The organism is Planococcus sp. A6, from assembly GCF_028823615.1.
Lineage (GTDB): Bacteria > Bacillota > Bacilli > Bacillales_A > Planococcaceae > Planococcus.
Map to the genome: position 1 here is coordinate 1 of NZ_JAPEHT010000164.1, position 6,023 is coordinate 6,023.

The following is a 6,023-nucleotide window of genomic DNA, read 5'->3' on the forward strand; positions in this document are numbered from 1 at the left end:
CGGCTTTGACCGGCAAGAAGGTCGAATAGAAAATCAATGTCCAGCCGAATTCGCCGTTCAGGCGCTGGTAGGACTGGTCGTTTTCATCTTTGACCATTTCTTTCAGAACCGCCTGTGCATCAATCGAGCGTCCGGTGTGGACAAGCGTTTCCGCATAGTTCAAGCATACCTGGTTCCAGACATTCGACGGAATGCGCCCGCGGTATGTTTCAATCGTATTATCGTATAGATACAATTGGCGTTGTTTCAAGTCAGAGTTCCAGTCTTTTTTCAGCTGGTGCTGGATCGATAGATAACTCGTCTCTAGCAGCACAGCGAGCGGATAAGCCGCTTTACCTTGAAGGCGCTCCTTCAAATGATTGATCATGGCATTGATGCGGCCAGGGAAAGCTTCGGCTTTCGCTTGTTGCATTTCCTGTAGCAGCTGGTGGGTTGCCCCGTAAATTTCCTTTATTTCAAATTGCCCTAAATCATCGGCTAGAGCGATGTCGCTTAAAGTTGCCATCCCATTTCCTCCTTGATGCGTTTTGATGTGTCTATCTCCATTCTAAGGGAAAAATGTCCATTGGTCACCCCGCGGCAGGAAATTGGCAGAAAATATGGAATATAGGAGACAATGCGAAGGGGGAGGATGGGTATGGCGGAATCCAAGGAGCCGTTCATTTGGCTGCCGGTCATCAAGGAGGAGCAGGGAACAGATGTTCAGATTCAAAGCAATATCACCGGAAAGGAATTCAAGATGGCTTCAGAAGGCGAAAGCCGTGAGCACGCACCGATTTCCCGCGACAAATTGGAAGAGATGGTACGCGGCTTCGAAGGCTATGAAGTAGAGACGATTGAATTGAACGTGGTCGGGGCAGTCGAGACAGGCGGCCTGTTGCAATTCATTGTCGCCGGCAAGGCGGAAGCCGGACTGACGGTGACTTTGAAGAAAAAAAGGAGCACAGGCAAATCAGAGAAATAACGATCAATGGCAAGTGGCGCTGAGTTGGCGCTGCTTTTTTTAATTTCAGGAAAAAACGTCCAACAAGCGCAAATGCTAGGCTAATCGGCATGGCGCTGCCGGTGATAATTATTCATTTGAGTTAGCATCAGGAGTTAAGGTCTATGTGAAAAGAAGGGAATTATAAGTATAATATTTACTACATACCAGAAATTAGAGCTTTAAGAATCATGTCTGAATTTTAACGCTGGTTATAAAGTCCTCTGAAAATTATTCCGTCTGTAGGCAATTTAATAGTAGATATAAAAATTATTGGTCCGCCAAGTCAGGAGGTTTGCCATGGCTATGTTTCCTCATATCAGTTTAATTTCTTTAACTCTTGCTGTATCTATAGCTACGAGCTATACGGTATTAGTCTTAATTGAATACGTAAGCAAACGGAAAAAAGGCATTAATAGGCGCTCTAAGCTGCTTTCCATTTGGGCACTGGGCAGCGGTTTTTTTGGCATGCAGCTAATTGGCATTCTGACATTCATGGCACAATATCAATTTACAATAAGGGTTTGGCTGTTGGGCTTGGCTTTTCTTACATCATGTCTGTTGGCAGCCTATGTCATGAGAATTTCGTTAAAAGACATGCATGGACAAATGCGGAAGGCCAAGCACGTACTCATCACAGCCTTTCTGCTTAAAGCTGTTCACTTTCTTGGATTGTCAGGCGTTTTGGATGTTCGCTTCAATGCCATTTCGCTCGATTATTATTTACTATCTGTAGCTATGGTTCTGGCTATTAGTTATTTCAGTTTTCATTTCATCCTCTACAGCAATGCAGTACAAGCAACTGAAACACAACGCCTCCGCAATGCGGGAATGATGGGCATCGTGCTGACTTTGCTTCATTACACCTCTACGAAAACCTTCTATACAAATATGGCGCTTCCAGAAGCAGCTTCTGACGGCGTCTGGATAATTGGGACTGCTTTGTTTATCGCCATTATCGTTATTTTATTGCTATTGTCCTCGGCCAACCTCGCATTGGTCGATTTGAATGCCCTTGAGACCGAAACGGAGCTTTTACAACAAGTAAAAGTAAGTGAAAATCGGTTCCGGACGCTCGCTTATACTGATCAATTGACCGGCATTCCGAACCGTCATTGGTTTTTTGCCCGTTTTCGGGAATTGATCGACACGCCAGACGAAAACATCAAATCGATCGGTGTCGTTCTGATGGATTTCGATGATTTTAAGTCGGTCAATGAATTGATTGGCCATGATGGAGGGGACCAATTTCTAAAACATGTAGTCGTCCGTTTACAATCGGCTTTGCCTGAATCCATCATGCTGGCAAGGCTCGGCGGAGATGAATTTATCTTTGCGGTGCCGAATGCTGAAAAAAGATATTTGGAGCAATTATGTCGAGGGATTTTAGCGGTAATGGATGAGCCTATCCACATTGGCGAGAAATCGATTGCTTCTGGCATTAGCCTTGGAATTAGTTGCCAAGAGGTAGACATGCTAAATGAAGAGAGCTTGATCAAACAAGCTGATCTGGCACTTTTCATGGCCAAGAGTAAAGGTAAGGAGAATTTTGAATTTTTTTCTCCAGAGCTTCTAGATAGCTCGATCCGCAAGCAGGAAATAACCGCGGCGCTGCAGCAGGCGTTGGTGAACGGGGAATTTTCGGTTCATTATCAGCCACAAGTCGAATTGATGAACGGGCAAGTCATCGGCTTTGAGGCCTTGCTGCGCTGGAATTCAGCACTGGGCGCGGTTCCGCCATCTGAATTCATTCCGGTCGCTGAAGAATGCGGGGCGATCCATACAATCGGTGAATGGGTACTGCGTGAAGCCTGCCAGCAATTGAGTGCATGGCGCCGTGAAGGCCGGCCAGATATCCATGTGTCGGTCAATGTCTCGGCCAAGCAATTCCTCGATCCGGAGTTTGCCGAGAAAGTGGCGCGCATTTTAATCGCAACCAACGTGCCTGCCGAATGCGTGGAAATTGAAATCACCGAAAGCGTCATGATCGACCTCGATACCGCTGCCGCATTGGTCGAAGAGCTGCAAGCGCTCGGCGTCAAGCTGGCGATTGACGATTTCGGTACAGGATATTCATCGCTCAATGCGGTCAAGAACATCCAGATCGACACTTTGAAGATCGATAAGTCATTGGTTGACGAAGTGCTTGGCAGTGACCGCAGCATGGCGATCTTGGCGACCATTATCGAACTCGGGAAAAACCTGGGGGCGGACGTTGTCGTAGAAGGGCTCGAGACACTCGAGCAAGTGACCTTGATGCGGCAATATGAAGTCATCGGTCAAGGCTATTATTTCAGCAGGCCGCTCCCTGCCGACAAAGCGGCGAGGGTGTGGGACAAGTATCTTGAACAGCCGGACGGGATGTTCCTGCCGACAAAGCGGCGAGGGTGTGGGACAAGTATCTTGAACAGCCGGACGGGATGTTCCATGCACCGGTTTTATATTGAATGTGTAAAGACGCAGCGATGAGCTGCGTCTTTTTTGTTTTGAATGAACAGTATTTAGCTGGAGATAATGAGTAGGGAGAAGCGTGTCCTTGAACAGATAAAAGAAGATAGTGAGTGTTTGTATGTTGAACTGTTACGGTCTTCTATTATGTTTCACCTAGGCAGTCGCCGCCTTGCTTTGGGTTGGCCTTTGGCAGCAAGCCAGGAAGAACGCCTGTCTTACTGCGTCGGCTCACCCTTGGCGCTGGGCAGCTGAAAGATTGCAATGATCATTGCAAGTTTAATGCGATCTACTTTTTTATATAGTTGCCGGCTAGTGAGGGAATCGCTTCCCTGGAAATTGCATCAGGTAATGAGTGGTTTTGGGTTCGAGAGATGATCCATACTGCTGAACTAAAAGGTAGAGGAGGAAAATCAATTTAGCTTCCTTTAGGCTCTGCAATAGTCGAGCAGGATTTTCTTCAACACTTGCTGCTGGGTTTCAGGTTGGATGTCTTGGTCCAAATAGGAGATGGACGATTTTAAGGCGACGTTGTTTGTGAAGCTTGAATAGCTGTTGATGATGGTGACGATGAGCGGTTTGGCGGGAATTGAGCTATTGATGGATCCGTCTCGTTGGCCATCTTGGATGAGCGGTTCGAGCAAATCCATGATCTGGCGCTGTCTTGCCAGATAGCGGTCAATCTCAGGAAGCGGTTCGGTGCGGAACGAGGCATAGCTTTCGAATGCTTCCCGGAAACGCGCGGATTTATAGTGTTCGGCTTTTTGTGCATCGAGCAAGGTGTCGAGCAATTGTTCCAGCCGTTCGAAGGCGCTCGATTTCATGGAGATGATGCGCTGGAATTCAGCTTCTACGGCATCCAGTGAACGGATGGCGACTTCAACGATCAATTCGTCTTTTTTCGGGAAATAGCGGAAGACGGTCGCTACGCCGGCACCGGCGCGTTCGGCGACGTCTTTCATTTGCACGTCGTTCAACCCGCGTTCTGTAAAGAGTTCTTTTGCGGCTTCGACGATTTTATCGGTTTGCAGTTGTTTGTTTTCTTGTCGTTTTGATGGCATTTCGTTTCCACTCCTTGCTTTTAGTATAGCGCTTTAATTGAAGTAATGGCATTGCGGGAGTATACTTGAAATAAATTGATAGTAAGACTATCAAAATTTAATTCGAGGTGATTATAATGAGATTGGAAAACAAAGTAGCCATCATCACTGGTGGCGGATCTGGCATGGGAGAAGCGGCTGTTCGCTTGTTTGCAAAAGAGGGTGCGAAAGTCGTCGCCACTGACATTAATGTGGAAGCAGCGGAAAAGGTCGCGCAAGATGTACGAGCAGCGGGATTTGAAGCGGTGGCGATGAAGCAGAACGTGGCGGACAAAACAGATTGGCAGTCCGTCATCGGCCAGACCGTTGAAACTTTTGGCAAGATCGATGTTCTCGTCAATAACGCGGGCATTTCCGTAGCTAAAGATTTCCTGGACCAAACCGAAGAAGATTTTGCGAAAGGCTTTGCGATCAATACGAACAGCGTTATGTACGGCATGCAGCTGGCGATTCCACATATGATTGAAAACGGCGGTGGATCGATTGTCAATGTGTCGTCGATCGCAGCGTTGACCGGTATGTCGGGAGCAGGCGTTTACACGGCATCCAAAGGAGCTGTCCGATCGATTACAAAAGCTGCCGCTGTCGATTACGGCAAACAGAACATCCGCGTCAACTCCGTGCATCCAGGATATATCGTGACGCCGATGAGTGCGGAATACATGGAAAGCGAAAAATTCCGCCCGCATTTCCTCGCACAAATTGCGCTTCCTGAGCTCGGCAATGCAGCCGAAGTCGCCAATGCGATGTTGTTCCTTGCATCGGATGAAGCGAGCCATATCACGGGCATCGAGCTTCCAGTAGACGGCGGCGTGACGGCGAAATAAATAGTAGTTGGTAGAAGATGCGGTTTCGGCTGTGTCTTCTTTTTTTCGTTGGCGGCTAAGAGGGGGAATCGCTTCCCGAGCCATTTTGGGCAGATAGTGAGTGTTTGACAGTGGAAGGGTTCCGATATTCTATTAAAGTATCATCGGAATAGCCGCCGTGCTTTGGGTTGGCCTTTAGCAGTAAGCCAGGAAGAACGCCTGTCTTACTGCGTCGGCTCACCCTGGGCGCCGGGCGACTGAGAGATTTCATTGTGAAAAGTGCGATTCGCTCTATCTGCTTTTATAACTAGTTGCCGTCTAGTGGGGGAATCGCTTCCTACGATGAAGCATCTGGTCCTATGGCGTTTAAGTCAAAAAGATTGTGGTGAAACTAGTACTCACTATCGCCTTCTCTTGGTCCAAATGATATGAGCTACAAAGCATGAAGCATTTCCACATTTTCAGTCAAATGGATAGAAGAAATTCTCTTCCATTCTAAAACTAGAGACGGAGTGGAAGGGGGATGACGCCTGTGGGACCGCGCGGGCTGGCGAGACAAACGTGCCACGCTTTGTGGCACATTGGCTCAACACCCGCCCCCGGGCAGTTGAAAACGCGACGTCCTGTCGCATCAACTGCATGACTCGCATCCTGCGAGCCCCAAGCAGCTCCCTGCAACGCAGTCGA

The 6,023-nt window shown here is 47.9% G+C and carries 4 protein-coding genes and 1 pseudogene; 3 read left to right on the forward strand and 2 right to left on the reverse strand.

Going from position 1 to position 6,023, the window contains the following annotated elements; genetic code table 11:
- Nucleotides 1-505 (reverse strand): annotated as a pseudogene (locus ON064_RS16610) (LA2681 family HEPN domain-containing protein); the annotation flags it as partial.
- Nucleotides 506-637: 132 nt separating this feature from the next.
- Between ON064_RS16610 and ON064_RS16615 the strand changes: the two are divergent.
- The gene (locus tag ON064_RS16615) at nucleotides 638-964 is read left to right on the forward strand and encodes a hypothetical protein (RefSeq protein ID WP_274625640.1); all 327 of its coding nucleotides are present in this window, start codon (nucleotides 638-640) and stop codon (nucleotides 962-964) included.
- Nucleotides 965-1,558: 594 nt separating this feature from the next.
- Nucleotides 1,559-3,451 (forward strand): putative bifunctional diguanylate cyclase/phosphodiesterase, encoded by a 1,893-nt coding sequence (locus tag ON064_RS16620; protein ID WP_274625641.1) that lies wholly within the window; start codon nucleotides 1,559-1,561, stop codon nucleotides 3,449-3,451.
- 407 nt (nucleotides 3,452-3,858) lie between these two features.
- Here ON064_RS16620 and ON064_RS16625 read toward each other — a convergent pair whose 3' ends face one another.
- Complete coding sequence (locus ON064_RS16625) at nucleotides 3,859-4,491, reverse strand: TetR/AcrR family transcriptional regulator (protein WP_274625642.1); 633 nt, start codon at nucleotides 4,489-4,491, stop codon at nucleotides 3,859-3,861.
- A gap of 116 nt (nucleotides 4,492-4,607) precedes the next feature.
- Between ON064_RS16625 and ON064_RS16630 the strand changes: the two genes are divergently transcribed.
- On the forward strand, nucleotides 4,608-5,357 hold the full coding sequence (locus ON064_RS16630) for an SDR family NAD(P)-dependent oxidoreductase (RefSeq protein WP_274625643.1): 750 nt from the start codon (nucleotides 4,608-4,610) through the stop codon (nucleotides 5,355-5,357).
- The last annotated feature ends 666 nt before the right edge of the window (nucleotides 5,358-6,023 follow it).

Excerpts from the sequence above, each read along its gene's own strand:
- ON064_RS16620 (WP_274625641.1), top strand. The coding sequence starts at position 1,559 with ATGAGAATTTCGTTAAAAGACATGCATGGACAAATGCGGAAGGCCAAG.
- ON064_RS16630 (WP_274625643.1), top strand. The coding sequence starts at position 4,608 with ATGAGATTGGAAAACAAAGTAGCCATCATCACTGGTGGCGGATCTGGC.
- ON064_RS16615 (WP_274625640.1), top strand. The coding sequence starts at position 638 with ATGGCGGAATCCAAGGAGCCGTTCATTTGGCTGCCGGTCATCAAGGAG.
- ON064_RS16625 (WP_274625642.1), bottom strand. The coding sequence starts at position 4,491 with ATGCCATCAAAACGACAAGAAAACAAACAACTGCAAACCGATAAAATC.